The sequence below is a fragment of the Caballeronia sp. LZ033 genome (assembly GCF_031451265.1).
Taxonomy (GTDB): Bacteria; Pseudomonadota; Gammaproteobacteria; order Burkholderiales; family Burkholderiaceae; genus Caballeronia.
This window is the reverse complement of record NZ_JARUXQ010000003.1, coordinates 1,279,073-1,304,067: the sequence shown is the minus strand read 5'-3', so window position 1 is coordinate 1,304,067 and position 24,995 is coordinate 1,279,073. Positions and strand designations below refer to the sequence as shown.

The following is a 24,995-nucleotide window of genomic DNA, read 5'->3' as shown; positions in this document are numbered from 1 at the left end:
ACGCGGCCGTGCCATCCGTGGCGGCTGCGCAGTCTTACAGCAGTTTCCAACTCACTTTCAGCGAGCCTCAACTTGCCTGTCCGACGACTCGCCACCTTGTGGCGCCTTGGCCGAGCTTTCGTCCGGGAAAGTCATCACGTCGATGACGGCGCTGCGATGACGCGCGTCGCGCGCTTCTTCGCCACGCATGGCGCGCGGGCGGCGCCGCTCGCGGCGGGCGTGCCCGCGCTGTCGCAGCTGTCGCGCGTGCTGGAGAACGCGTCGGATGCGCTCGCCAGCCATCCCGCGCTGGCGGAAACGGCCGTGCGCGTCGCGCTGGCCGAAATGGACGCGCTCTTCACGCCCTACGATGCCGCGCGTTTTCGCAAGGCTTGCGCCGAGGCGTTTCCCGCCACGCTGGCCTTCGAAATGACGGACTTGCAGGACGCGCCGCTGCGCTCGGGCGTTGCGGAGCAGACGCATACGGCGCGCCTCGGCGGGACACCGGTGCGCGTCACGCTGCTGCGCGCGGACGCACGCGCCGAGCTGGCCGACGATCTCGACCTCGCGCTCGCGGCGGCGCGCTTCGCCGAACGGCGTTCGGCGAAGGCGCGCAACATGCATCCGGTGGAGTGGGTGCAGCGGGCACGGGAGAGCATCGACGCGATGATCGACCTGCGCCAGCGCGCCGCCGATCAAAGCTACCTGCGTTTCCGTCTGCGCGAGGACCCGCGTATCGCGGTGCCTGAAGTGCTGTGGGACTACTGCAACGATGCAGTGCTCACGACGCGTGCCATCGAAACGGCGGCGTTGCACGATACGCCAACACTGGCGGCGCATGGACTCGATCCGGCCGATGTCGTCGCGACGCTGATCGAAGCGTGCTTCGAGATGGCGCTGGGAATCGGGCTGTATCACGCGGGGCTCGATGCAGCGGGCGCGCGGGTCAGCATCGAAGAGGGCACGCGCGGCCAGATCGTGCTGGAAGCCGACAACCCGATGATGTTGTTCGCCGCGCACGAACGCGATTTTCTCGTGGGCGTGTCGCATGCGCTGATCCAGGGCGATCACAAGGCAGCGGCGCGCGCGCATCTCGAACAGGGCCGTCCGGACGCGCAGTCGAATCATCATGAAATGCGCGTCGAGTCCACCTATCGGCGCGAGGCCGAGCGTTTCGCCTCGCCGCACGCGCGGCGCAATGTGGGCGTTGCGCATCTGTTCGGCGCCATCGGCAAGGCGCCCGCCGAGCACATGTTCAGCGCGGCGCACGGACGCATTGCGTCGCGGGCGGTGCTGCTGGCGAGGTCGGCGGAACGGATCGAGCGCGTGGCGCGGGAGATTGCGCCCGATGTCGATGTCTGGACCATCGCGCGCAAGGTGATTCTCCGGCTCGCTGCCGACCGCTTCAGTCTCCGCAGCATGGCGACCCGGCTCGCGCACGAGGCGACGCACTGGCCGCAAATGCTGCCGCGCCTGCCGACGCTCATCGCGAAACGCGCAGCAGCGACGCAGCGCACCAGCGATTCCGTGCTGCGTTAGCGCGTGCCCGGACTCATGCGTTGCGCGATTGCGCGGCACGCTTCCTTGAGCGGTTCGACATAGGTTTCGAGCGGCGTCGCGCTCTTCCTGAACAGCGGAATGCTGACGCTCACGCAGCCGAGCGTGGCGCCGTTCGTCCCGACGATCGCGCTGCCGTAGCAGAAGATCTGCGCCTCGTTTTCCTCGCGGTCTTCGGCATAGCCGCGTGCGCGGGTGGCGTCGAGTTCGGCGTCGAGCGTGTTGCGATCGGTGACCGTATGCGGCGTGAAGCGTTGCAGGACGATGCCGTGCAGCAGCGCGTCGCGTTCGGCGGGTGTTTGCATCGAGAGATAGGCCTTGCCGACGGAACTCGAATAGAGCGTGACACGCGTGCCGATGCGCGACGTCATGCGCACGGCGTGCGGACTTTCCAGCTTCTCCACGTACACCATTTCCGAACCGCTGCGCACGGCGAGGTGGACCGTTTCCTGGGTGGCGTCGCGCAGCGCCTGCAAGGCGTCGGTGGCCGCGATGCGCAGGTCGGAGCGTTCCCAACTGCGGCTGGCGAGCGACATCAGGCGCGGGCCGAGCGCGTAGCCGCCGCGCTCGCCTTCCACGACGAGCCCTTCAGCGATCAGCGCGCCGACGATGCGATACACGGTCGGGCGCGGATAGCCGCTCTCTGCCGCGAGCTGGGCGATGGTGGGGGGATCGGCGGCATCGGCCACGAGTTGCAGGACCGCCATGAACTTCGAGAAGGCAGCGGTGCCGGTGGCCTTGGCGGCGTCGGAGGAAGGGGTGTCTGAAGGCATGATGTCCAGAATCATGCCATGAGACTGATGCCGATGACCGCTGCGAATGCGCTGACGACGTTCCTGGCGAGCGGAGTTCAGAAACATGACTGTCATCGCGGCGCCGTCGCTGCCCTCCGACGCAGCCAGCGCCCCCGACCGCGCGTCCAACGCCTGCCGGATCGCGCCCGCGAGTTAGGAACGGCTGTACGGCTTGTTCAGCAAGGTAATGCCTTCGTCGATGCGTCCTTCGTGGAAGATGACATCGCGCGTATAGCCCGATGCGAACACCACGGCCGCCCGATGCGGCGGCTGGCTCGCCAGCCGCTACAGTCGTATGCATGCTCCGGCCAACTTGCTTGTAGGTTCATCACGTGCTTTGCCAATAATGCAGGATCAAAAAGAGTGCCCCGAATGTGATCGAAGCGGGACGAAAAGGGCGCTTAACTGACAGTGCGGCCTTGCACTCCTGTTTCGATTCGCAACCTGACACCGCAGAGCTTGCATCGTCGAGCACAGAACGAGCCAGCGCCTTGTCGCGCATGAGGAACCACTGGCATTGGATCAAGGAACGCCTTTTCCCGGCGCGTGCCCGTCCCGCCGATCGATGCGGCGAATATTGCTCGGGCGGCAAGGGTGCCTGAACCATACGGGTGCTGCATGCCCAGTTCGTTGCGGTCCATGCAGGATGCAGTGAGCGCCTGCTGCGGATTTAACCTACCATAAAGAGCAGGCGTCGATAGCTGCGCACCGTCCTTCACGCGAAGTGGAGTCAAGGACCTTGTATGCAACCGGGTTGGCATCGAGTCCCGATCGCAGAACCGGTTGGTCTGCATCCTCATCGGTCGTGCTGGTACGCACATGTCTTCTCTCCAACCGGGAGGCCTTCGTACAAGACAGCCATGGCCGAATCATTGAACGCGGATGAAAGACAAACCCATGTGCGGATCGTTGCTGTCGGTGCGTCGGCCGGCGGCATTACGGCGTTGCAGCGGCTCTTCGAAGGGCTTCCCGGCAACCTGCCTTATGCACTCGTCGTGCTCCAGCACCTGCCTGCCGGTCTGCCCAGCGGGCTTCCCGGCCTGATCGCGAGATGGACGCGCATGCCGGTTCAGCGCGCTATCGGCGGGGCGCGTCCCAAGGCCGGAACCATCTACATTCCCTCGCCGGATGACATCCTGACGCTCGAACACGACGTGTTCGAAACGAGACCGCTCGAAGGAGGCGGACGGCGTCCCGGGATCGATACGATCGACTGCTTTCTCGAAAGCCTTGCGTTGCGCACGGAGCCGCCACCGGTCGCGGTCATACTCTCAGGCACCGGCATGGATGGAACCGCGGGCGCCACGCTCGTCCGGCAGGCCGGCGGCATCGTCATCGTTCAGGATCCGCTGACGGCGCTGCATGACGCCATGCCGAACTCGGTCATCCAACGGCATGTGCACGATCACGTCCTGCATGCGGGGGCCATCGGGCGGCAATTGATGGCCTGTGCCGATCCGGCCTACGAACGTCCCGTGCCGCCTGCCGACTGGTCCAGCATCACGTCGCAGACGCTCGCTCATATCGTCGGGCTGGTCCGGCAACGTGCGGGCTTCAACCTGGGCGGATACAAGCCTTCGCCTTTGTTATGGCGCATCCAGCAGCGCATGGATATGCGCAAGGTCTGGTCACTGGAGGATTACGCTTCGCTGCTCAGGGATGATCCTGTCGAACTGGAAGCGCTGGCGCGCGGCATCTCGATTCACGTGACCGGATTCTTTCGCGATCCGGATGCCTGGGCGGTCCTGCAAGCCGATGTGCTTCAGCGTCTCATTGCGGAGGCGGGGAAGGAGCGCATCCTGAGGGTCTGGACGCCTGCATGCGCGACCGGCGAAGAAGCGTTTTCCATTGCGATGCTGCTTGATGAACTTGCACGCGACGCGGCCGAGCCATTCGACTTCCAGATCTTCGCCACCGATGCCGCTCCCGAAGTGGTCGCAAGCGCAAGCCTCGGTCAGTTCAATGCGAGGTCGCTGACCGGCTTGTCGCCGGCGCGTCAGGGACGTTACTTCTACAAGGTCGACGCCACTTTTCGCGTGAAGCGGTTCCTGCGTGAAAAGCTGGTGTTCGCTCCGCAGGATCTGATCTCGGATCCACCGCTTTCAGGGCTCGACCTCGTCACTTGCCGCAACCTCTTCATCTACCTCGAGCGGGAAACGGTCTGCGACGTACTGTTCTCGCTTCACGGCTCACTGCGCATGGGCGGTTATCTTCTTCTTGGCCGAAGCGAGGCTTATCCTCTTGACAAGCAGGGCTTCGAAGTCGTTTCCCGGAAGTGGAACATTTATCGCAAGGTCGGGCCGATGCACGAGGTGCCGCGCAGTGTTGTGCGCAGAGTGGCATCGGATGAGGAAAGACTGGCCAAGCTCGCGCTGCGGCTCGCCTACGAACAGTTCGATGTTCCGTCAGTGTTGATCGACGAAGATGGCAGCATCCTGCGGGTGTACGGCGACACAAAGGACGTGCTGCGGCTTGCTGCGGGCGAACCCTCGCTCAGGATCACGGATCTCGTGCCCAAGCAGTGGGAGGCGCGCCTGCGGCATTCCATCCGGCAGATACTGGCTGATCAGCAACCTATCACGCTGGAAGGCCTGAAACTCGACGGCGCGGAAAACATGCCGATGCGCGTACGGCTCACTCCGTTGCAAGCGTCGGCCGGTGCCGCGTGCGACCGTGTGCTGGTGTCGTTCGTCAGGGAGCAGGATGCGGCCGATGCATCCGAGGCGGAGGGTACGCCGCTCATGCGGGGTGATCTCGATGTTGCCGAGTCGGTCGACTGGAAAGACAAGGCCCGGGTTTCGCGCGACGAGCTGGAAGCATCGCGCGAGGAATTGCAGGCGCTCAATGAAGAGCTCAAGGCATCGAACGAACAGCTCAATCGCAGCAACGGCGATCTCAACGTGGCAAACGTCGCTTTGCAGAAGAACATCGAACAGCTTGCGATGCAGAGCCGCGTGTTGTCTTCGGGCGCCGTGATGACGATGTTCCTGGATCCGGATTTGAGGCTTCGCTGGTTCACGCCTTCGATGCGGGATGTGTTCCCGCTGATGCCGGGCGACACGGGCCGCAATATCACGGACCTCGTGACGAAGTTTCCGGACGCTGCCTTCTACACGGATATTCATGCCGTGCTGTGCGCGAGTGAACCGCGCGAAGCGATCATTCGCGACAGCCACGACCATACCTTTGTGCGCAAGATCTATCCGTATGTGTCGGAGACCAACGCGATTACCGGGGTGGCCATCACGTTCATGGACATCAGCGATCATGCTCGCGCGGAGGCCGTGATCGCGCGCAGCCGGGCCTGGCTCTCGGCGCAGAAGGACGCGTTTCAGGCAGCCATGAACGGGGCTTCACTCGATACCTCGTTGGGCATCCTGGTGCGCACGCTGTCGAATCAGTCGCCCGAACGAGGCCGATGCGCTTTTTTTGTCGCGGAGGGAAGCGTGTTGCGACATGTCGTGGGCATGTCGGACGAGTATGCGCGGTGTGTCGACGGGTTCGAGATTTCGCCGGAGTCGCTTGCCTGCGGGCTGGCGGTTGCAACGGGGAAGCCGGTTATCACGGCAGACGTGTTCGATGAACCGAGTTGGCAGTCGTGGATCTGGCTGGCGGAGAAGTTCGGGTATCGAGGATGCTGGTCGTTTCCGGTGCAGACACCGGAGGGAGGGCTGATTGGGGCGCTGGCCATGTATTCCAGAGAGCCGAGGTTGCCGACTTCGATGGATCTGGAACTTGCCGAGGTATTCACGCAGACGGCGGGAGTGATCATGGGCAGGTTCCTTGGGGAGGGGCGCGCTCTTTGACCCGTTCGAAGCAGGCGCTGTTCATGCATCATGCCGCTCGCAATGCGCAATCGTGGAACGGCATGTGGGATGTCGTTCCGCGAGTCAGATGACCAAGCCTGGCCGGCCCGGAAAGCAGCGTCGATTTCTGGCCGCGACAGATGAGCCACGGTATTGACGAGCGTCTTTGCTGCCGCGGCCAACGCGATGGCGACCATCGCGCAGCGATCGAAGCCTGCCGCTTTCAAGGCATTGACGTCACTGTCGGATACCTGCGTCCGATTCGTCGCGACGGCGGCGGCAAAGCGGCGTACTGCTTCCAGCCTGGGGTCGTCGATCATGCTTCCGTTCCGCAGAGCCTCGACGATTTCCGCCGATGCGCCCAGTTTCGCCGCAAGCGTTGCATGCACCGCGATGCCGTAATCCGCGGCGTTCGCGCGGCTCGCGGCGACCATCGCGACTTGCTGGGCGACGGGGTCGAGCGAACTGGCGCCGAGCGACTGGCCTGCGGCGAGAAACACCGCCATTGAGAAGCGCATCCGCAGTGAGCTCGCCGGGTTTGTAGCCCGTCGTCCGCGTTTCGGTCGCCGCGGTTCCGGCGATCGTTCCCCCCGTGGCCAGCACGGCAACGTGGGGTAGCGGCGCCTGCTGCTGAGTCTGGACCTGCCTGGGCTCAATTGAGCGCATGCGTCTTTCACGGCGGACTCCCGCATCGAGGTTCAAGGATCACCTGCACGTCATCGGTTGACGCGGTCGGTTGACTCGGAACCGATCGGGGTAGAGGAAGGCGTGGCAAGCCCCGGTCGTCCGTTGGACGGGTTCCGATGGGCCCAGTGTAGTAAGCCGCCGGGCGCGCCAATACGGCCCGCGACGACCATTGGAAAACCTGATGATGTGGTCCGCTCTGCGTGAAACTTCCAGCGGCATCGATCAGTGCCTGAGGCGGAGTGAGTCCCGCAAGCTAGCCAAGCGACCTCTGCAGCAGTCCGCAGAGATCGGCGGCGATGGACGACATCGACACATGCCGGTGCTTCACGATGCCGATGGCACGCTGCACTTCCGGACTGGCGATCGTGATCGCGCGAATGTTCGGCGCGAAGTGCGCCGACACCGCAAGCGACGGCACGATCGCGCAGCCGAGCCCTGCATCGACGAGCGCGACGACGCATGAGATGTGCTCGACTTCGTAGAACCAGCGCAGGCTGATCGACTCGTGTCCGAGCAGCAGTTCTAGCAAGAGCCGGTTCCCGCTGTCACGTCCGCCAATGACGAAGCGCGCCTCGCGCAGGTTCGGCAGGTCGCGCAGCGACACGCTCTCGCGCGACGCCCATTCGTGTTCGCGATGCACCGCCAGCACGTATCGGTCCGCGAGCAAGGGCTCGAAGGTGAGGTCTTCGTCGTCGCCGGGATCGAGACTGATGCCGAATTCCGCGAGCCCCGCCCGCACCTGGCCAAGCACGAAGTCGTGATTGCCGTCGAAGATCTGCACGCCGATGTGCGGATACTTCCGGGCATATTGCCGCAACACATCCGGCAGCACGCGACTGACGACCGTCGGGATGCTCGCCAGCCGCACCTTGCCGAAGCGCTTCTCGGCGATCTCCCGGATCGACGACAGCATCGTGCCCAACTGCGAGATTTGCTGGCGCGCCATCGGCAGGAATTGGCGGCCGACGCCCGTCAGCGCAACACTCCGCGTGGTCCGGTGAAACAACTCCACGCCAAGCGCCTGCTCCAGCTTCTGAATACGCCGGGACAAGCCGGGTTGCGTGAGGTGCAGCTTGTCGGCGGCTTTCTGAAAGCTGCCAAGCTCCGCCACCGCGACAAATGCTTCGAGTTCCGAGTTTTCGACTTTCATAACTGTTTCGCATGAATCCGTGAGAAACCGGCATTGGACGCCGCTATTTTGGACGACGAGCATTGTGACCGAAACAAAAAGTCATCACCAAGCGGGCAGGGCTCATGCATTTTCAATTGATCATTCGAAACGGCGAAGTCATCGACGGCACCGGCAGCGCGCGCTTCAGCGCCGATGTCGGCGTGAACGGCGAGCGCATCGATGCAATCGGCGATCTGTCGGCGGCGAGCGCGGACAGGTCCATCGACGCCACGGGAAAGATCGTCGCGCCGGGCTTCATCGACAGCCACACGCACGATGATGCCTTCGTGCTCACCCATCCGGACGTCATGCCCAAGATCGTGCAGGGCGTGACCACGGTGATCGCCGGCAATTGCGGCATCAGCCTCGCGCCCTTGCGCGCCGACGCCGTTCCCCAGCCGCTCGATCTTCTCGGCGTGCCCGAGCGCTTCGCCTACGACAGCTTCGCCGACTATCTCGATGCGCTCGACCGGTCGCCTGCCGCCGTGAACGTGGCGGCGCTGATCGGACATTCGACCTTGCGCGTACGTCACATGGACGATCTCGCGCGCGAAGCCACGGCAGGGGAACGCGCACACATGGCGGCCGATGTCGAAGCCGCGATGCAAGCAGGGGCGTTCGGCGTATCGTCGGGAACGTTTTATCCGCCGGCGGCAGCGGCAAGCACGCAGGAACTGATCGACGTCTGCGCGCCGCTTGCACGTTATCCCGGCGTCTTCGCCACGCACCTGCGCGACGAAACCGCCGACATCGTCCCCTCGATGGAGGAAGCGTTCGCGATCGGCCAGGCGGTGGGCGCGAATCTCGTGCTCTCGCATCACAAGGTCGCGGGCAAGGAGAATCACGGACGCTCGGCCGAAACGCTCGCGCTCATCGACGCGCAGGGCGAACGCCAGCCGCTCTGCCTCGACTGCCATCCGTATCCGGCGACCTCGACGATGCTGCGCGCGGACCGCATCCGCCAGTCCTCGCGTGTGATGCTCGCATGGTCGGCGAAGCGGCCGGAACTCGCGGGCAAGGATTTCAGCGAGATCCTGCCGCTCTACGACGGTTCGGTCGAGGCGGCCATCGAAGACCTGAAGCCGGCCGGCGCCATCTATTTCGTCATGGATGAGCAGGACGTGCAGCGCATCTTCCGTCATGAAAAGACGATGGTCGGCTCTGATGGACTGCCCAACGACAGCGCGCCGCATCCGCGCCTGTGGGGCACGTTTCCACGCGTGCTCGGCCACTACTCGCGCGAACTGAAGCTGTTTCCGCTCGAAACCGCCGTGCGCAAGATGACGGGCCTCACGGCCGAGCAATTCGGCATCGAGGAGCGTGGTCATGTCGCCGTCGGCAGCTACGCGGATCTCGTCGTGTTCGATCCCGCCGAAGTCATCGACCGCGCGACGTTCGAAGCACCCCGGCTCGCGCCGGAAGGGATCGAGCACGTGATCGTGAACGGCGCGCCCGTCATCGCTCACGGCAAGCCGACCGGCGCGCGACCCGGCCGCGCGTTGCGCAAGAACCGCCGCTAAACCCGAGACCGACATGGCCACTCCCCATCAGGCAAGCCCGCACGCCGCCGCGCCGCTCGCGCTGTCAGCCGACACCGTGTATCGCAAGGTGACGCTGCACGTCGTGCCGATCATCCTGCTGTGCTATTTCTTCGGCTATCTCGACCGCGTGAACGTCGGCTTCGCCAAGCTGCAGATGATGACCGACCTGAACCTGACCGAAGCCGCGTACGGCGTCGGCGCGGGCTTGTTCTTCGTCGGCTATCTGCTGCTCCAGGTGCCGGCGGGTTATCTCGTCAGGCGTATCGGCGTGCGCGTCTGTCTCGGCGGCTCGCTGGTCGCGTGGGGCATCGTCTCCATCGCGACCCTGGCGACGCGCAGCCAGACCACCTTCTATGCACTGCGCTTCCTGCTCGGCTTGACGGAAGCAAGCTTCTTCCCGGCCGTCATCGCGTATTTCAGCGTGTGGTTTCCGTCGTACCGGCTGAGCAAGGTGATGTCCCTGCTGTTTCTCGCGATGCCGCTGGGCGTGATCGTCGGCGGTCCGCTGTCGGGCTGGATCATGGACGCGACGCACGGCGGCTGGGGCATGAACGGCTGGCAGTGGATGTTCCTGATCGAAGGCCTGCCTGCCGTCGTGCTCGGTTTCGTGCTGTTCGCGATGGTCGTGAATCGCATCGAGAACGCAAGCTGGCTCACGCCCGAGGAACTCTCGGTCGTGAAGAGCGAGCTCGCGCGGGAGTCGTCGGACAAGAAGCAGTCGCTGCTTCCCGCGTTGAAAGAGCCGACGCTGTGGCTCTTGTGTGCGATCTCCTTTCTCTACAACGTCGGCAATTACGGCCTCGTCTTCTGGATGCCGACGATGATCAAGGCGCTCGGCCATCGCTCCAACTTCGAGATCGGCGTGGTGAGCGCGATTCCCTATCTGGTCGCGGCGGCCGCGATGGTCATCAACGCGCAGCATTCCGTGAAGACCCGCGAGCGCCGCTGGCACACGGCCGCGCCGGTGTTCATCGGCGGCATCGCGCTGATCGGCAGCGTGGTGGCGTCGGGTGCGCCGGTGGCGGCGGTTGCGTGCCTGACGGTTGCTGTCGCCGGCATCATGAGCACGCTGGCGATGTTCTGGAGCTTGCCCTCGCGCATACTCGCAGGCACGGCAGCGGCAGGCGGCGCGGGTCTGGTCAACGTGGGCGCGGCCGTCGCCGGATTCGTCGGGCCGTCGATCATGGGCTTTCTCAAGCAGATCACCGGCAGCACGACCGCCGGCGTCGCGCTGCTCGCCATCACGCTGTTTCTTGCCGCCTTGCTGATCCTCGCCATTCCGGCGCGCTACATCAAGACGGCGCACTGAGTTGCACACAGACCTCGCTCTTTGCATCTGATCGAACCTGAAAGGCAGAACCATGACCACGGTATTTCATCGCGCGCCGCGCGCCAGGCTTCCCGTCGCCGTGCGCGGTGACGGCATCGAAATCGTCGATTCGACCGGCAAACGCTATATCGATGCATGCGGCGGCGCAGCCGTTTCATGTCTCGGCCACAGCCATCCCCGCGTGATAGAAGCCATTCAGCGTCAGGTGCAGCAATTGCCCTATGCGCACACGTCGTTCTTCACGACGGAGCCTGCCGAAGCACTCGCCGACCTGCTCGTCGATGCCGCGCCGAAGCATCTCGCCCATGTCTATTTCGTCTCGGGCGGCTCAGAAGCGATGGAAGCCGCGCTCAAGCTCGCGCGCCAGTACTTCGTCGAGAAGGGACAGCCGGCGCGCCGACACTTCATCGCGCGGCGGCAGAGCTATCACGGCAATACGCTCGGTGCGCTCGCGATTGGCGGCAACGCATGGCGTCGCGAACCGTTCCTGCCGATCCTGATCGAAGCGCATCACGTCACGCCGTGTTTTGCGTATCGCGAGCAGCACGCGGGCGAATCGGACGAAGCCTTTGCGCAACGGCTCGCCGACGAACTAGAAGCGAAGATTCTCGAACTCGGGCCGGAGTCGGTGGCCGCGTTCGTCGCGGAGACGGTCGTCGGCGCGACGGCGGGTGCCGTGCCTCCGGTGCGCGAGTACTTCCGCAAGATCCGCGCGGTTTGCGACAAGTACGGCGTGTTGCTGATCCTCGACGAAGTGATGTCGGGCATGGGCCGCACGGCCTATCTCTTCGCCTGTGAGGAGGACGGTGTCTCCCCCGACATTATCGCCATCGCGAAGGGGCTCGGCGCGGGCTATCAGGCGATCGGCGCGACGCTCGTGAGCGACGAGATCTTCAATGCGATCGTCGGCGGTTCGGGGTTCTTCCAGCACGGTCACACGTATATCGGCCACGCCACGGCGTGCGCGGCTGCGCTCGAAGTCCAGAAGGTCATCGTCGAAGACAGGCTGCTCGACAACGTGAAGGCGCGCGGCGAGCAACTGCGCGCAGCCTTGCGCGAGCGGCACGCACAGCATCCGTTCATTGGCGACGTGCGCGGGCGTGGCCTTTTCACCGGAGTCGAACTCGTGCAGGATCGCGAGCTCAAGACGCCCTTCGATCCGAAGCACAAGTTGCACAGCGTCATCAAGAGCGAGGCGATGAAGCGCGGCCTGATGGTGTATCCGATGGGCGGCACCGTCGATGGCCGGATGGGCGATCACGTCCTGATCGCACCGCCTTTCATCACGACAGGCGAGCAGATCGAGATCATCGTCGAGCGTCTTTCGGATGCGATCGACGGCGCGCTTGCCGCAATCGGCGCGAAGGCGGCATGAACGAGGCCTCGTTGCAGGCATGGGCGACGACACTCGGCATCGCCCTGCCTGACGCATTGCTGGGCGATATCGCCGCGCTGCTCGACACCATGCACGCGAGCGCGCGGCAACTCGACGTGGCACCAGACCCAGCGGAACCCGACTGCGATGAAGCGCGCGCTTGACATCGCCGCCGACGTGCGGGCGCAGCGACGCCGGGCGATCGACGTGACGCGCGACACGCTTGCGGCCATCGCACGCGAAGATGCTGCAATCAACGCGTTTCATCACGTGTTCCACGACGAAGCGCTTGCCCAGGCAACGCGCATTGATGAACGCATCGCAGGCGGCATCGATCCGGGTCCGCTCGCAGGCGTGCCGTTCGCCGCAAAAAGCCTGTTCGATGTCGAAGGCCGCGCGACGATTGCCGGCTCGTGCGCGCGGCTCGATATCCCTGCCGCAACGCGCGATGCAGACGCGATCGCGCGTCTGAAACAGGCGGGCGCCGTACTGGTCGGCACCACGCATATGGACGAACTCGCGTGCGGCGCGACCGGCGAAAATCCCTTCTTCGGCAACGTGCGCAATCCGCGCGCCATCGAGCGCATGACGGGTGGATCGTCGGGCGGATCGGCGGCGGCTGTCGCGGCGGGCTGCGTCCCGCTTTCGCTCGGCAGTGACACGAACGGCTCGATCCGCGCGCCCGCCGCGTTGTGCGGCGTGTGGGGCGTGAAACCGACCTTCGGACGGCTGTCGCGACGCGGCGTGCTGCCCTATGCCGATTCACTCGACTGCATCGGCGGCTTTGCGCGCAATGTCGATGACCTTGCCGCCCTGTATGCGGCGCTCGACGGCGGCGCGGCAGATGACTCACGCGCGGTTCCAAAGGTCGCCGTGCTCGGCGGGTATTTTCGTACCTACGCCTCGCGCGACGCGTGGGACGCCGTCATCGAAAGCGCGTGGGTCTTCGGACCGCATGAGATCATCGATATGCCGGAAGACGAGATGCAACGCGTCCGCAGCGCGGCGACGATCATCTCGAACGTCGAAGTTGCCGAGGCGCATGGCAATCTTCTTCAAGCGCCCGAGGAACACCTATCGCCACGCCTGCGTACGCGCCTGCTGGCCGGCGCGTTGAGTCCGGGCACCTGGCACGCGCGGGCGCTGCGTTACCAGCAGCGTTTTCGCGCACGCATGTCACGGCTCTTCGACCGATTCGATATCCTGCTCGCACCGTGCACACCTTTCCCGGCGCCGCGCTTCACCGACGCGACCATCGCGGTCGGCGATCACGCACTCGAACCCGCGAAGCACCTAGGCATGTTGACGCAACCTGTTTCCTTCGCGGGTCTTCCCGTCATCGTCGCGCCCGTTTTGCGCGAAGGCGCCATGCCGCTGGGCGTGCAGATCATCGGCGCTGCGTTCGATGAAACCGCGTGCTTCGCAGCAGCGCGGCGCATCGAGCGCGGCTTCAGCAACTCATCAGGAACAGCGATCGAAACATGAGCAAGAGACTTCCCGACTTCGACATGGCTAGCGCATCGGACGAACAAAAAGCCGTGTTGCAGAGCATCCTGAGCGGCCCGCGCGGCAACCTCAACGGTCCGTTCCTCGGCTGGATCTTCAGTCCGGAGCTTGCGCAGAATGCGCAGGCACTCGGCGCGTTCTGCCGCTACAAGACGGGCCTGCCGCTGCGCCAGTCCGAACTCGCGATTCTGGTGACGGCGGCGCGCTGGCGCTCGCAGGCGGAATGGCACATACACCTTCCAATCGCGCTCGATGCAGGCGTGCCCGCCGATCTCGCCGAAGCGCTGCGCACGTGCCAGCCGCCGGTTTTCGCCGATGCCGATGACAAGCTGATCTTCGACTTCGCAACCGAGCTCTACGAAACGAAGCGCGTGAGCGATGCGACGTATGACGCAGCGGTCGCGCGCTTCGGCCATGCGGTGGTGGTGAATCTGGTCGGCCTGCTCGGGTATTACGCGCTCGTCGCGATGACGCTCAACACCTTCGACATGCGCGCCGAAGGGCAAACCGGTCTGCCTTTCGCCGAATGAGCCGTATCGGGAATGGGTTGTCCGACCGTCTCAGGCGAGACGGATGGGCGGTTGCGTCAGCCGGTTCAATCCATCGGCGGCCAGGAGAAGGGTGGCCTTGCCGACGCCGTGTATCGCCTGTTGATGACGTCGATAGAGCATCGCGTGGCTGAGTTGAGCAAGCCGCCCTTTGATGAAACCACCCTTGAAGAAGCCGAACTTGCCGAGTGTGCCGAAGGCATCGTAGTTCGCGAGCGATACCAGCGAGCCGAAGTCGTGATACGCGAAGTCCTGAAGCGGCGCTCCCGTCAACCACGCGGGTAGCGTCTTCGCGAGATGCTCTGCCTGTTGCGTGGCGACCTGTGCGGTGGGCGGCAGCGCCCGTTCGGCATTCCGCAAGGTGAGGCTGGAACAATCGCCGAGCGCGAAGATCTGGTCATCGCGAGTGGATTGCAACGTGGCGCGCGTGACGAGCTGGTTGGAATGCGTGGTCTCCAGCCCTGCCAGACCGGCCAGGAACTCGGGCGCCTTGACGCCTGCGGCCCAGACCATCAAGTCGGCAGGAACGAGGTCGCCGGACCCATGGAAGAAGCCGTGTGCCGTCGCACCGGTCACGCGCGTTTGCGTGAGCACACTGAAGCCCATTCGCGTGAGCAAGGTTTCGCTGGAAGCCGAGATGTTGGGCGGAAAGCTTGCAAGAATGCGCGGGCTGCTTTCGATCAGGGTCAGTTCCAGCCGCTGACGCACCGTGGGATCGCCGTAGCCCGACGCGATATCCAGCAGCGAGCTGAGTTCCGCCGCCAGTTCGACGCCGGTTGCGCCGCCGCCGACAATCGCGACACGGAACCGTTGATCACGCGCAATGCTCCTGAAGAGGCGAGCCCGCAGGATTTCGTTGAATGCCTCGGCCTGCGCCTGACTGTCGATGAAATGCGCATGCTGCGCCACGCCTTGAGTGCCGAAGTCATTGGCGCGGCTGCCAAGAGCGAGTACCAGGACGTCGTAGTCGATGGTCCGCGCGTCCAGCACCTTTTCCCCGTTGGCCGCACGTATTTCCGCGACCTGGACCTGCTTTCGCTCGCGGTCGAGACCACACATTGCGCCGGGCTGATAGGCATAGCCATGCGCGGCGGCGTGAGCGATGAAACTGACTTGCTGAAGGTTCACATCACGGGTGCCTGCTGCAATGGTATGCAGCATGGGTTTCCAGATGTGGGTCGCGCTTATGTCGACCAGCGTGACCGTCGCAGCCAGGCCGTTGCGGATTTCCCTGCCGAGCTTGGTCGCCAGCAGAATTCCGGCGATGCCGCCGCCAACAATGACAATGCGCGCAGGATGTGTCACGGGTCCTCTTGTTTTCCAGAAATGCTGGTCGGTACAGTCGAAGCCGTCGGACGAACGCTCGACCGGCGGCAACGTGTCGTCAAAACCTGGCTGAAATCGCTCACCTCATCCACAAACGCCTCCAGCTTCGGAATATCGGCTGGCTCGGTGAAATGCGATCAACCCGGCTTTCATCGCCGTTGCCATTTGGCGATGGCCTCGTCCTGAAGAAAGCCTTCGCGTTCCGCGCCTTCGATAGCCGCACGATAAAGCTGTAACGCGCGTCGGACCTCGCCGTCGCGGCGGGCGGGTTCGGCATCGATTACTGCCAGCTTGTGGCCGAAGCGCTGCGGACAGTGCATGGCCCGGATCGCGCGTTGCTGCTGCATCGCCGTGACGGGCGGACGCGCTTCGCCGCTGTTTGCGTCGTGCGACGCGGTCAGCGACAGAATCGTATAGAACATGTGTTCCGCCGACGTAATCATCCCTGTAGTCGTGTCGTTGCCGTTTGCCTCGACGAGCAAGTCCACTTCGTTGAAGTCGGCGTCATTGAAACTCGTAACCCGTCCGTCTATCCGGTCAGGTTGCGCACCCGTGCTCGGAACGGCAGGATGATCGACGTCGCAATCTGGTTCCTCTGCGTCATGACGAAGTCCAGACCGATCTCAGCGTGTTCGAGCACCGCGCTCAGCGTCACCTTTAAAGTGCGGCGGCCGCCACATTAGCGCATTCAAGCGCTTTCTCAGACGCTGGACTGCAGCAAGATCGAGACCCGAAGACGCGGGCTTTTGAGCATCAGGCGCAATCAGGCGTTGCGCGGCCGCCGTGGTAACGTCTGGACGCGATCGCTCCCTCGCCCCGTCACGCCCGCTGAAAAACTTTCCGAAAAGTCACGTCAGACCCCGCGCAAACCGCCATGAACCGTGCCGTCACTCTTCCTTCGCTCAACGCGATCCGGGCATTCGAAGCGACGGGCCGCACGCTGAGCGTGTCCAAAGCGGCAAGCGAGCTCGCGGTCACGCCGGCAGCGGTAAGCCGCCAGGTCAAGGCCCTCGAAGGCTTCCTCGGGCTGCAACTCTTCGAGCGCGTCAGGGGACGGCTCGAACTGACGTCGGCGGGCGCGCGCTATCTCGCCGAACTGATGCCGCTGTTCGCCGGCCTGCGCCAGGCCACCGACAGCATTCGCACGGCAGGCCGACGCTCCCATGTCCTCAAGATCCGCTCGCCCGCCACCTTCGCCGTGCGCTGGCTGATTCCGCGGCTCGCGAGCTTTCATCGGCAGTTCCCCGAAATCGACGTGCAGCTCACCACGTCATCGGCGCCGCTGGATTTCAGGCGCGAGGACATCGACGGCGGGATCCAGCTTGGCGATGGCCGCTGGCCCGGCCTCTCGGTGCAGCGGCTGATTCCCAACGAACTCGTGCCGGTCGCGGCGCCATCGCGCAAGATCCGCGCGCGCAGCAAGCTGACCGGCGAGACGCTCCTGCATTCGCTCGCGCGCGCCGACGACTGGGCCATCTGGATGGAAGCGGCCGGCTTCGCACGCGATCCGCGCCGCCGCGAGATGCGTTACGAGACGTCGTTGCTGGCGTATCAGGCGGCCATCGAAGGACATGGCGTCGCCGTCGCGCAGAAGGCGCTCGTGCGCGCCGAACTCGACAGCGGGCAACTGGTCGCGCCGTTCCGTTTCGAGCTGGACCGGGGCGCTTATACCTACTACTTCGCCTGGCCGGCCCGGCACGCCTCCGAGGCGCTCACGACCTTCCGTGACTGGCTGGTGTCGCTGGTGAAGACGGACGCCACCCTTTAAACACCCTTTAACAAAAAGTCAAAGCCCCGTTTCCAAAAAGTCGATTGTTCCGCCGGTCGCGCAACTCTAATCTGCGGCCATGGTTCGATGCAGCGTCGAACCCGGAGACAGGACAACGACATGATCCGAGACAGCTTGAAGGGCGTTCGCGTGCTCGATTTTTCGCACGTGCTGGCTGGCCCCGTATGTTCGATGACGCTCGCCGATCTCGGCGCGCACGTGGTGAAGATCGAGCCGCCGGGCGGCGAAATAGGCCGGCAGATCGGCCCGCCGTGGGTGAACGGCGTGAGCCCGGCTTTCATGAGCGTCAATCGCGGCAAGTACAGCGTGGCGATCGATCTCAAGACCGACGCTGGACGCCGCACCGTCACCGAGATGGCGCGTCAGGCGGACGTGGTGGTCGAGAACTTCCGTCCCGGCGTGATGGCGTCGATGGGACTCGGCTACGAGACGCTTCGCACGCTCAATCCGCAACTGGTCTACTGCTCGATCTCGGCGTTCGGGCAGCGTGGTGAGAGCACGCGCCGGCCGGGTGTCGACGGCGTGATCCAGGCCGTGAGCGGACTCATGAGCACGCTCGGCACGGCGCAGGGCGATCCGCTGAAGGTGCCGGTGCCCGTCGCCGACATGATGGGCGGCTATCTCGCCGCCATCGCCGTGCTGGGCGCGCTGCACGCGGCGCGCACGCAGCGCAAGGGCCAGCACCTCGACGTGAGCCTCTATAACGCGACGCTGATGTTGCAGCAGATCGGCTTCGCCGCGTTCTTCGCTTCGGGTTCGGAACCGGAGAAGGTCGGCAGCGCGGCGCCTTATGCCTGCCCGAACGAAGCCTTCCCCACACGCGATGGCTGGATGATGGTCGTCGCCTATCACGCGGCACGCTGGAGCGCGCTGTGCGAGCTGCTCGACGCGCCGGAACTCGAAGCTGATGCGCGCTTCGCCGGCAACGACGCGCGCGTGCGGCATCGCGCCGAACTCCATGAGATTCTCGCGGCGCGCTTCGAGAAGCGGACCACGGCCGAGTGGATCAGGCTGCTCTCGGCGAGGGACATTCTCTGCGCGCCCGTCACGACGTATCGCGAGGTGATGGAGACGGTGGAGTATCGGCAGAGCGGCATTGCGCGCACTGTCGAGCATCCGGTAGCGGGTTCCATCAGGACCCATGGTTTTGCGCTCGGGCCGTCGGATCCTCCCGCAGGCGATGAAACGCCCGCGCCGATGACCGGCCAGCACACGCTCGACATGCTCGGCCTGTACGGGTTCGATGAAGACGCCATCGCCGCCTTGCTCAATGCCGGCGTGATCCGTGCCGCCGCGGCACATGCCGGAACGGTTTAGGAGATCCCGCATGGAACAACCCATCGTACACAGGGAAATGCATGGTCGCGTCGCGCTCGTGCGGCTTGCTTCCGACAACCCGTTGAACCCGCTGACCGATGCGCTGATCGACGCGCTCGTCGGCGAAATGCAGCGCATCGAGGCGGACCCCGCCGTGCATGCGACCGTGCTGACCGGATCGGAGAAGGCGTTTGCGGCGGGCGCGGATATCGTCGCGATGGCGCCGCTCGATTACGCGACGGCGTTCTCGGAAGACCTCATCGGCCGCAACTGGGACCGCCTGCGCAGGCTGCGCAAGCCGCTCATTGCGGCGGTCAGGGGCTATGCGCTCGGCGGCGGCTGCGAGCTGGCGATGATGTGCGACATCGCCATTGCAGCCAGCGATGCGCTGTTCGGCCAGCCGGAAATCAGGCTCGGGATCGTGCCGGGCGCGGGTGGCACGCAGCGTCTGCCACGCGCTGCCGGCAAGTCGACCGCGATGCTCGCGTGCCTCACAGGCGAAGCGCTTTCGGCCTCCGACGCGCTGGCGTGCGGCCTGATATCGAGCGTGGTCGAGCCGGACGCGCTGATCGAGGAAGCGTTGCGGATCGGACAGCAGATCGCGCGGCATTCTCTGCCGGTGATCGTGGCCGTCAAGGAGGCGGTGGACCGGTCCTTCGAGTCGTCGCTGGCCGAAGGGCTGTTGTTCGAGCGGCGCCTGTTTCATGCGGGCTTTTCGCTGGCGGACCAGAAAGAAGGCATGGCCGCGTTTCTCGAGCGGCGCACCGCCAACTTCGTCAATCGATGAAACAAAGAGGAGACGACCCATGAATGACAACGAAGCCAATGCAAGCGCGAAGCCGCTGGTGCGCCATGCAGTGGAAGCGGGCGTGATGACCATCACGCTCGACGAACCTTCGAACGGCAACGCGCTCACGCTCGCCATGACCACGGCGCTCTCTGACGTGCTCGAAAGCGTCAACGGCAGGGACGACGTGCAGTGCGTCGTGCTGCGTTCATCGTCGAAGCACTTCTGCACGGGCGGCAACGTGAAGGACATGCAGAGCGGCAAGGATCTGATGGACGGTGGCATCGAAGCGGTGCGCGAGCGTCTGCGCCACGGTCTGCACCGGATCACGCGGGCGCTGAGCTCGATGGACGTGCCGTCGCTCTGCGCCGTGAATGGCGCGGCAGTGGGGGCGGGCTGCGACCTCGCGCTGATGTGCGACATCCGGCTGGCCGGCGAGCGGGCCGTGTTCGCGGAAAGCTTTCTGCGCCTCGGTCTCGTGTCGGGGATCGGCGGCGCGTGGTTCCTGTCGCGCATCGTCGGACCCGCGAAGGCGCTCGAATTGACGCTCACCAGCGAGTTCATCGATGCCGGAACGGCGCAGCAGCTGGGTATCGTCGCCCACGTTCATCCGGATGCCGCGCTCGACGACGAAACGCGTGCGCTTGCCAGGCGCATCGCCGCGAATCCGCCGCGCGCGTTGCGCATGGCCAAGAAGCTCGTGCAGGAGTCGGCGCACGGCACGCTGTCCGCGTCGCTCGAACTGGCGGCGAACATGCAGGCCATCCTCCTGTGCGGCAGCGAGCACAAGCAGGCAGTGTCCGGCTTTCTGGAGCAACAGGCACGACAGAAGGCGTCCCGGCTCTGAAGCGGACGCACACAATCAACGATGGAGACAGGCATGACATCCCGACCTCACGCGCATCATCGTGGCCCCGGCATGTTGCGGATCATCGCGACATCGAGTCTCGGCACGATGCTCGAGTACTACGACTTCTTCGTCTATGTCGCGCTCACGGCGACCCTGACGCAGCTCTTCCTGCCTTCCACCGACAGCACCGTCGCCGCGCTCGCCGGTGTCGCGACGTTCGGCATCGCCTATGTCGCGCGGCCGCTTGGCACGGTCATCTTCAGTCCCATGTCGGACCGCATCGGCCGGAAGAAGACCTTCGTCATCACGCTGGCGATCATGGGGATTGCGACGGTGGGTATCGGTTGCCTGCCGACTTACGCCGTGGCGGGCGTCGCCGCGCCCATCGCGTTGCTCACACTGCGCATCGTGCAGGGCGTCGCGCTCGGCGGCGAGTACGGGTCGGCCGTCGTCTATGTCATGGAGCATGCGCCGGAAGGCAGCAAGGGCGCGGCAACCAGCGTGCTGCAAAGCACGGCGAGCATCGGCCTGCTGCTCGCGCTGGTCATCGTGGGTGCGTTGCGGCTGTCGCTCGATGCGGCAAGCTTCGTTTCATGGGGATGGCGCGTGCCGTTCGTGATCTCCGCGCCGATCGTGGCCGTCGCGACGTGGATCCGGCTCGGCATGACCGAGACGCCGGTCTTCGCCGAAATGAAGGAAGCGGGGCGTCTTTCGAAGCGGCCATTGCAGGAGACGCTGTCGAGCCGCACGTCGTGGAAGGCCATTCTCGTCGCCATGTTCGGCGCGCAGGGCGGTACGTCGGTCTCGCTCTACACGTCGATCGTCTACATGCTGTATTTCCTGCAGAACGTACTCAAGGTCGAGCCGATGCAGGCCAACCTGTGTCTCGGCTTCGGCATACTGATCGCGGCGCCGCTGTATCCCGTCTTCGGCAAGCTGTCGGATGCGATCGGGCGGGCGCGCGTGATGTTGATCGGCATCGTGCTGTGGATCGCGGCGGCTTATCCGGCGTTTGCGGGCATCCGGTCGAGCGTGGCTTCGATGCAGTGGGTGTCGGTCTCGCTGCTGATCGCGGTGCTCGCCATTCTCACCGCGATGATCATGGCGCCGCTGCCCGCGTTCATCGCCGAGTGCTTCCCGCCGCAAAGCCGCACGACCGGATTCGGCCTCGCGCAGCAACTCGGCAATGTGGTGTTCGGCGGATTTCTGCCGCTCATCAGTCTTTCGCTCGTCAAGCTCACGGGTAATTCGCTTGCGGGCGTCGGGTATTCGATTGCTTCGCTGCTGCCGTGTCTCGCGGTGACGTGGATCTGGGGGTTGAAGCAGGATGCACGCGCGAGAAGCGCGAGAAGCGCGAGGGCGGGTGGGGTGTCGGCGCGTAGGGCGGGGGAGCCGGTGTCGATGCGTTGAGTGGTTTGCGCAATGACCCCGTCGCACCGCCGCTATACCAGCAGATGCCGCCAAGAAACCATCGTCTGATGGTGCTGGCTGTTGCTTCGCCTTTAATGGAAGCGTCGGCCGCGTCGACACGACGCGTTTGCCTTCGTAACGCTTCCTTTGAAGGATCGGACATGAAGACCGTCATCGTTCTTACGTCACACAATATTCTTGGCAACACGGGCAAGCCAACGGGCTTCTGGCTCGAAGAATTCACCGCGCCGTATTACACGTTCAAGGATGCGGGTGTGGAGGTCACCGTTGCATCGCCGAAGGGCGGCCACCCGCCGATCGACCCGAGAAGCGACGATCCCGACAATCAGACGGACACGATGCAGCGCTTCAAGAAGGATCCCGATACGCAGAAGGTTCTCGCCAACTCCGTCAAGCTCTCCGATGTGCGGGCAGAAGATCACCACACGATCTTCTACGCGGGCGGCCACGGGCCGATGTGGGATCTCACGGAGGATCCCGTTTCGATTGCGTTGATCGAAAGTTTCTACAACGCCGGCAAGCCGGTTGCCGCCGTCTGTCACGGGCCATGCGTATTCCGTCACACGACCTTTCAGGGGCAGCCGCTCGTGAAGGACAAGCGCGTTACCTGCTTCACCAACGACGAAGAAGAAGCGGTCGGCTTGACGAAGGTCATGCCGTTCCTGGTCGAAGATGAATTGAAGCGTCTGGGCGGACGCTTCGAAAAGGTCAGGAACTGGGACGTCCTCACCGTGACCGACGGGCGGCTGATCACGGGGCAAAACCCTGCATCGTCCGGACCGACCGCGAGGGAATTGCTGAAGCTGCTCAACGCCTGAGCGAAGCTTCCGGAAGGCATTCACTGTGGTCACGCGCGTTCATGACATGATGACGCTGCCGGGACGAAGTGTGCTCGGCCGACAGCGTCGCAATGGCCCATCAGGCCACGCCGCATTGATGTGGTTTCAAAGAAGGGTATATCCTTGTGCAAGTCCCACGGCCCCTTCCAAACGACCTCCGATCGACATGGCTACCGATCCGTTGTCCAGCACCCGTCAGGGCATTCTGGACATCCTGCTCCAGCGCAAGAGCGGTTTGACGGTCGATGAAATCATCGAGGCTATCGGCTTGAGCAGGACAGCGGTCAATCAGCATCTGATTGCGCTGGAACGCCGCAACTTCATCGAGAAGGGCGCTCCCAGAAAAACCGGCGGACGGCCGGTTCAGGTCTATGTCCTCACTCAAGAGGGCACCAATCAGTTTCCCAAACAATATTCGTGGTTCTCCGCGTTGCTCGTGTCGACGCTGCGCGATGAGCTCGGCCCCGAGCGCCTCGACCACTATATGTTCGATCTGGGCGTCAGGACGTCGGCGGGCATGATTCCGCGTCTGGTCGGGAAGACGCGTTCCGAGCGCGTCACCGAAACTGTGAAGATCATGAACGAGGCAGGCTTCCGGGCCATGGAGATTGGTCCGGACCGTGTGTCCACGCTATCGCGCGTCGAGTGCACCAACTGCGTCTACCATGATCTGACGAAAGACTATCCCGAGGTGTGTCGTTTCGATATCGGCTTTCTCACCGGGCTGATGGGCACCGAGGTTGAACATCAGGCCTGCATGCAGCGCGGCGGCGAAGCCTGCCGCTTCCGCTTCAAGCCATTTCCCTGAGCTTGCAGAGCGATTGATCAGTCGCAATCCCGCTTGCACGACGAAGTTGTAACAGTCGGGGCTTTCAACACTTTTGACTATTGCGCCTGCCAAAAGCTGTGCCTATCTTGATCCCACAGGCCGCGTGTGACTCGCCCAGTGACACGCGTGATCTGCATCTATCAAGAGGCTCAAGATGGCCATTGACTTCACCATGTCGTGCGAGCAAAAGGCGGTGCAATCGAGAGCACGGGCGTTCGCCGAGAACGTCCTTGCCCCCTTGCTCTGCAAAGCCGAACAGGAATCCGATCTGACCACGGCATTCGGGAAGAAGAAGCCGGCGTATATCGAAGCCTATCGGCAAGGCATTGCCACCGCGATGCTGCCCGCCGCCTATGGAGGCGGCGGCTATTCCTGTCTCGACTTCACCATCGCGACGGAAGAAATCGCCGCCATCGATCCTGGTTTCGCGTGCACCGTGCTCTGCAATGGCCTTGGCCTGATGCCGGTCATCTGGTACGGGACGGAGGACCAGAAGCGACGCTTCGTCGGTGCGGCCACGTCGGATCCGAGCGAGCAGTATCTCGGCGCCTGGACGGCAGCCGAGCCGCATCGGTCGGCGCTCGCGGTGAATGACATCGACGATCCGCGTTCGCTCTCCGATATCACCCTCACCGCAACGCTGCGCGGCGACCATTACGTACTCAACGGACGCAAGAAGTGGTCGTCGGCTGCCGGGTGGGACGGACTCGGCGCCAATGCCCAGACCGTCATCGTCCGCACCGACACTCAAACTGTGGGCGCAAGAGGGCTTTCCGCGATCGTCGTGGAACGCGGCACATCGGGCATTGCGTGTCATGCGTCGCCGCGAGACGAGTATCGAATGGGAACGAGCGCGACCATCGAGTTTCACGATGCCGAAGTCGCCGTCGAGAATCTGCTTCCGGGTAGCCAGAGCAATGGAGATCGGGTCATCGACCGGAACTTTGCATGGTTCGGACCGATGGCGGCCATTGCAGCGGCCGGCGTGGCGCGCGCGGCTTATGAGGTGTCCCTGCGCTTCGCGAAACGCCATGCAGGCAGCTCGCTTGCGCCCATCAGCCGGTTCGATAACGTGGGCAATGTTCTGGGCGAGGTCGCGGCCAGGATCGAATCGGCTCGCTACTTCGCGTGGCGCGCCGCCGACTATCTGGACAAGCATGATCAGCATGGTGAGATCTTCGGCGCAATGTGCAAGATCAACGTCACGGAGATGATGTTCGATTGCGTGTTCAAGTGCATGCAACTCGTGGGCACGCGCGTGGGCGACGATGAATTCAGTTTCAGCAGACATTTGCACGATGCGGCGCTGCTGCCCATCCATGACAGCGGCAACATGGCTGCGCAACGGCGCCGTGTGCGAGGCATCATGGCGCACGAACGCTTCAACCCGCGCGCCGCCCTCGACGATGAGGCCGTCTATTCCCTGTCCCTTGCCGAAGGCGTCGGATGAAGCGCGCGGCCTGCCATGTCATCGAAATTAACGGAGCGAGCGAACGCTCGCCATGCCTGGAACGATGCAGACGTCAGGGGCTC

General features: G+C 64.1%; 20 protein-coding genes and 1 pseudogene. 16 read left to right on the top strand and 5 right to left on the bottom strand.

The window, feature by feature from the left end:
- Positions 1–156: 156 nt before the first annotated feature.
- A complete protein-coding gene (locus QCE62_RS27150) occupies positions 157–1,518 on the top strand; it encodes an AarF/UbiB family protein (RefSeq protein ID WP_309925160.1) in 1,362 nt (453 codons plus the stop codon).
- On the opposite strand, the gene QCE62_RS27145 is transcribed toward QCE62_RS27150, so the two are convergent.
- Positions 1,515–2,309, bottom strand: coding sequence for an IclR family transcriptional regulator (locus QCE62_RS27145; protein ID WP_309925158.1), 795 nt, complete (start codon positions 2,307–2,309; stop codon positions 1,515–1,517). The genes QCE62_RS27150 and QCE62_RS27145 overlap by 4 nt on opposite strands.
- Before the next feature lie 881 nt (positions 2,310–3,190).
- Between QCE62_RS27145 and QCE62_RS27140 the strand changes: the two genes are divergently transcribed.
- A complete protein-coding gene (locus QCE62_RS27140) occupies positions 3,191–6,136 on the top strand; it encodes a CheR family methyltransferase (protein WP_309925156.1) in 2,946 nt (981 codons plus the stop codon).
- Between the two features lie 335 nt (positions 6,137–6,471).
- Here QCE62_RS27140 and QCE62_RS27135 read toward each other — a convergent pair.
- Positions 6,472–6,570 (bottom strand): annotated as a pseudogene (locus QCE62_RS27135) (hypothetical protein); the annotation flags it as partial.
- A 506-nt stretch (positions 6,571–7,076) separates the two neighbouring features.
- A complete protein-coding gene (locus QCE62_RS27125) occupies positions 7,077–7,973 on the bottom strand; it encodes a LysR family transcriptional regulator (RefSeq protein ID WP_309925154.1) in 897 nt (298 codons plus the stop codon).
- A gap of 104 nt (positions 7,974–8,077) precedes the next feature.
- Between QCE62_RS27125 and QCE62_RS27120 the strand changes: the two genes are divergently transcribed.
- Genes QCE62_RS27120 through QCE62_RS27095 form a run of 6 tightly spaced genes read left to right on the top strand, consistent with a single transcriptional unit; the run spans position 8,078 to position 14,276 of the window.
- Positions 8,078–9,514: a D-aminoacylase gene (locus tag QCE62_RS27120; RefSeq protein ID WP_309925151.1), complete on the top strand. Its 1,437-nt coding sequence runs from the start codon at positions 8,078–8,080 to the stop codon at positions 9,512–9,514.
- Positions 9,515–9,527: 13 nt separating this feature from the next.
- Complete coding sequence (locus QCE62_RS27115) at positions 9,528–10,844, top strand: MFS transporter (RefSeq protein WP_309925149.1); 1,317 nt, start codon at positions 9,528–9,530, stop codon at positions 10,842–10,844.
- A 52-nt stretch (positions 10,845–10,896) separates the two neighbouring features.
- Entirely contained in the window at positions 10,897–12,240 is a 1,344-nt protein-coding gene (locus QCE62_RS27110; protein WP_309925146.1) for an aspartate aminotransferase family protein, read from the top strand.
- Entirely contained in the window at positions 12,237–12,404 is a 168-nt protein-coding gene (locus tag QCE62_RS27105) for a hypothetical protein (RefSeq protein ID WP_309925144.1), read from the top strand. The genes QCE62_RS27110 and QCE62_RS27105 overlap by 4 nt, the downstream gene beginning before the upstream one ends.
- Positions 12,388–13,725, top strand: a complete 1,338-nt coding sequence (locus QCE62_RS27100) for an AtzE family amidohydrolase (RefSeq protein WP_309925142.1) — start codon at positions 12,388–12,390, stop codon at positions 13,723–13,725. Before QCE62_RS27105 ends, QCE62_RS27100 begins: the two co-directional genes overlap by 17 nt.
- Positions 13,722–14,276, top strand: a complete 555-nt coding sequence (locus QCE62_RS27095; RefSeq protein ID WP_309925141.1) for a carboxymuconolactone decarboxylase family protein — start codon at positions 13,722–13,724, stop codon at positions 14,274–14,276. The genes QCE62_RS27100 and QCE62_RS27095 overlap by 4 nt, the downstream gene beginning before the upstream one ends.
- 30 nt (positions 14,277–14,306) lie before the next feature.
- On the opposite strand, the gene QCE62_RS27090 is transcribed toward QCE62_RS27095, so the two are convergent.
- Positions 14,307–15,599, bottom strand: a complete 1,293-nt coding sequence (locus QCE62_RS27090; protein ID WP_309925139.1) for an FAD-dependent oxidoreductase — start codon at positions 15,597–15,599, stop codon at positions 14,307–14,309.
- A gap of 170 nt (positions 15,600–15,769) precedes the next feature.
- A complete protein-coding gene (locus QCE62_RS27085) occupies positions 15,770–16,102 on the bottom strand; it encodes a hypothetical protein (RefSeq protein WP_309925138.1) in 333 nt (110 codons plus the stop codon).
- A 392-nt stretch (positions 16,103–16,494) separates the two neighbouring features.
- On the opposite strand from QCE62_RS27085, the gene QCE62_RS27080 reads away from it, so the two are divergent.
- The 8 genes from QCE62_RS27080 to QCE62_RS27045 all read left to right on the top strand — a co-directional run bounded on the left by QCE62_RS27080 (position 16,495) and on the right by QCE62_RS27045 (position 24,912).
- Positions 16,495–17,388, top strand: a complete 894-nt coding sequence (locus tag QCE62_RS27080; RefSeq protein WP_309925134.1) for a LysR substrate-binding domain-containing protein — start codon at positions 16,495–16,497, stop codon at positions 17,386–17,388.
- A gap of 120 nt (positions 17,389–17,508) precedes the next feature.
- The gene (locus tag QCE62_RS27075) at positions 17,509–18,726 is read left to right on the top strand and encodes a CoA transferase (RefSeq protein WP_309925131.1); all 1,218 of its coding nucleotides are present in this window, start codon (positions 17,509–17,511) and stop codon (positions 18,724–18,726) included.
- A 10-nt stretch (positions 18,727–18,736) separates the two neighbouring features.
- Positions 18,737–19,513, top strand: a complete 777-nt coding sequence (locus QCE62_RS27070; protein ID WP_309925130.1) for an enoyl-CoA hydratase-related protein — start codon at positions 18,737–18,739, stop codon at positions 19,511–19,513.
- 19 nt (positions 19,514–19,532) lie between these two features.
- Positions 19,533–20,360 carry an enoyl-CoA hydratase-related protein gene (locus tag QCE62_RS27065; RefSeq protein WP_309925128.1) on the top strand — a complete coding sequence of 276 codons (828 nt, stop codon included), beginning with the start codon at positions 19,533–19,535 and terminating at the stop codon, positions 20,358–20,360.
- 33 nt (positions 20,361–20,393) lie between these two features.
- Entirely contained in the window at positions 20,394–21,773 is a 1,380-nt protein-coding gene (locus QCE62_RS27060) for an MFS transporter (protein WP_309925126.1), read from the top strand.
- Between the two features lie 161 nt (positions 21,774–21,934).
- Positions 21,935–22,612 carry a type 1 glutamine amidotransferase domain-containing protein gene (locus QCE62_RS27055; protein WP_309925342.1) on the top strand — a complete coding sequence of 226 codons (678 nt, stop codon included), beginning with the start codon at positions 21,935–21,937 and terminating at the stop codon, positions 22,610–22,612.
- 187 nt (positions 22,613–22,799) lie between these two features.
- A complete protein-coding gene (locus tag QCE62_RS27050; RefSeq protein ID WP_309925125.1) occupies positions 22,800–23,441 on the top strand; it encodes a winged helix-turn-helix transcriptional regulator in 642 nt (213 codons plus the stop codon).
- Between the two features lie 175 nt (positions 23,442–23,616).
- A complete protein-coding gene (locus QCE62_RS27045; RefSeq protein WP_309925123.1) occupies positions 23,617–24,912 on the top strand; it encodes an acyl-CoA dehydrogenase family protein in 1,296 nt (431 codons plus the stop codon).
- Positions 24,913–24,995: the final 83 nt, after the last annotated feature.